This is a genomic window from Mesobacillus sp., from assembly GCF_049588175.1.
Taxonomy (GTDB): domain Bacteria; phylum Bacillota; class Bacilli; order Bacillales; family Cytobacillaceae; genus Mesobacillus.
The window spans coordinates 1-2471 of record NZ_JBAVFI010000004.1; the positions used below are offsets into that span (position 1 = coordinate 1).

3 protein-coding genes are annotated in these 2471 nt (G+C 43.2%); all 3 read left to right on the forward strand.

What is annotated here, in order from left to right; translation table 11 throughout:
• On the forward strand, positions 1-1277 hold a 1277-nt coding region (locus WB217_RS00120), incomplete at its 5' end, for a histidine kinase N-terminal domain-containing protein (RefSeq protein WP_423989484.1).
• Positions 1274-1849 carry an ANTAR domain-containing response regulator gene (locus WB217_RS00125; RefSeq protein WP_423989486.1) on the forward strand — a complete coding sequence of 192 codons (576 nt, stop codon included), beginning with the start codon at positions 1274-1276 and terminating at the stop codon, positions 1847-1849. The genes WB217_RS00120 and WB217_RS00125, both read left to right, overlap by 4 nt.
• A gap of 205 nt (positions 1850-2054) precedes the next feature.
• On the forward strand, positions 2055-2471 hold a 417-nt coding region (gene eutH, locus WB217_RS00130), incomplete at its 3' end, for an ethanolamine utilization protein EutH (protein WP_423989488.1).

Consider the following 2471-nt stretch of genomic DNA (forward strand, 5'->3'; position numbering starts at 1 on the left):
CACATGCCATCGTGGTGGCTGAAGCTGCACCTTCAACAGGAAAGTCGATTTACAAGAATACTGTCGCCGGTAAGTTTGCATATGATGCATTTGAACCTGGAGTCATGTTCACCCTGAAAACCGGACGGTATATTTCCACCAATCGAGCACTTACGCAGGAAGGGAAAACCGTCGAACAAAGTGTTGTGCCAATAAAGAATGAGAATAATCTTGTCATCGGTTCTCTGATCATGGAGAAGGATATAAGTGACAGGGTCCAAACTCAGCTAAAAATGGAAGCGTTATCAGAGGCGACGGAAAAATTGAGCGGAATGCTCATCGGGATGGCAGAAAGCCGGCCGATCATCTCCGAGGTAATTGAAGAGTCTCTATTTTTCCTCGATCACGAGCATCGAATACTGTATTGCAACCCTTCAGCGACAACGATGGTTCACGAACTTTGCTCAGCAGATTGCTACATGGGCAATTTGATCACCGATTATCTGCCAATCTTAAAAGAGATGATTGATAGTGATGATGAGCTTCTTGTCAAAGAAACGAAGGTGGCCAAAAAGACGATTCAGGTGAAGAAAATTAAGCTTGGCCAGGGAGACAAGTCATCAGGAACCTTTATTATCCTGAAAGACTTGACCGAGCTGAGGGAAAAAGAGAGAGAACTGATCGTTAAATCGGTTGCCATCAGAGAGATTCACCACCGGGTAAAAAACAATCTGCAGACAGTCGCAAGTCTTTTGAGACTTCAGATGCGGCTCGAAGTACCAGAAGAGAGCAAAAAGCATTTTGTTAAAAGCTTAAATCGTATCCTCAGTATCGCGTCTGTTTACGAAATCATCCTCGCCAATTCTAGTGAAGATGAAGTAGACCTGTACAGCTTAATACAGAAGATCGGTAATATGCTTGTCTATAATGATGAACAACAGCAGAAAGAAATATCGATCCATTACGAAGGTTCACGGCTTTTGATCAGTTCGAGCAAAGCGGTTTCAATGGCGCTTGTCATTAATGAACTGATTCAGAACTGTCTAAAACATGCTTTTCAGGGACTTTCCTCAGGACACATTGAGGTTTCCTTCAAGAATGACGAATCTGAACTTGAGGTCCTGGTCAATGACAATGGCATAGGGTATTCGGAAAATGCCAAGCATTCATTTGGGCTGGATATTGTCAAAATGATGATCGAGCATGATCTGGGTGGCCAATTTGCCATTATGAGAACAGAACAAGGAACAATGACCTCAGTTAAATTTCCGATTGAAGGGCAGGGAGTCCAAATATGAAGAAAAGAATCATGGTTGTAGAGGATGAATCAATCGTAAGGCTTGATGTGTCCCTAATGCTGGAAGATGCCGGCTATAGTGTTGTTGCCCAGGCAGGTGATGGGGAATCAGCTGTTGAGCAAGCCTTTGCACATAAGCCTGATTTGATCATTATGGATATCAAAATGCCGAAGCTAAATGGGCTGAAGGCTAGTCAAATTATTTCGAATAAAATGAATACACCGATTTTACTGCTTACTGCATACAGCCAGCAGGAATTCATAAATAAAGCAAAAGAATCCAATATATATGGTTATCTTGTCAAACCCATCACTGAAGCAAGTCTGATTCCAGCGGTTGAAATCGCCCTTAAGCAGGCTGAAAGATCGAATGAATTCCGGGAAAAAATCAATTCGATGGAATTAAAGATAAAAAGCCGCAAGATTATTGAAAGGGCGAAAGGATTGCTGATGGATAAGCAAAATCTCTCCGAAGACACTGCATTTCAGAAGATGCGGAAAATCAGTATGGATAAACAGGTTCCACTGGAAAAAATCGCAAAGCGCATCATTTTGAAATACGAAGCACAGTAAGCCACACCTAACAAGTGAATAAACCCTGGCAATGGTGCCATTCGGAATCGAAAATGATTCCGGGTGGCACCTTTTTGCCTAAAAATGGTGTGATTTGCAGAGCATTTCATGGTTCCGGTGTTGAAAGCCGATCGTGTGTGTTCTCCCTCCTCGAGGGGATATTTTCCATTAAAAATAAAAGAACAAAGGACTTGGAGGGGTAAGTATGATAATGGTTGGCAAGATTGTGATTTACATTATCATGGCATGTGCTGTGATTGGTGCCTTTGCGGCAATCAGGAATAGTGATGAGGGGTTAGGTAAGCAGTTTATGGAAGGTCTGCATGCAATTGGGCATATTTTTGTGCCAGCTGCAGGGATCATGGCTTCTATTCCGTTTTTATCATGGTTTATTGACAAGGTGGCAGGTCCATTTTTTGCGGCCATCGGAGCAGACCCAGCAATTGCTGCAACAGCGATCCTGGCTACCGACATGGGCGGCTATCAGCTTGCTCAAGTGTTGAAGGAGACGCAGGAAGGCTGGATCATGGCAATGATCGTTGGTTTCATGGCCGGAGCAACAATTGTTTTCTCCATTCCGATGGGCTTGGCTATGCTTGACAAACGAGACCATAAATACATG

What these genes read in the sequence shown, in the direction of transcription:
- WB217_RS00125 (WP_423989486.1), top strand. Translation starts at nt 1,274, where the DNA reads ATGAAGAAAAGAATCATGGTTGTAGAGGATGAATCAATCGTAAGGCTT.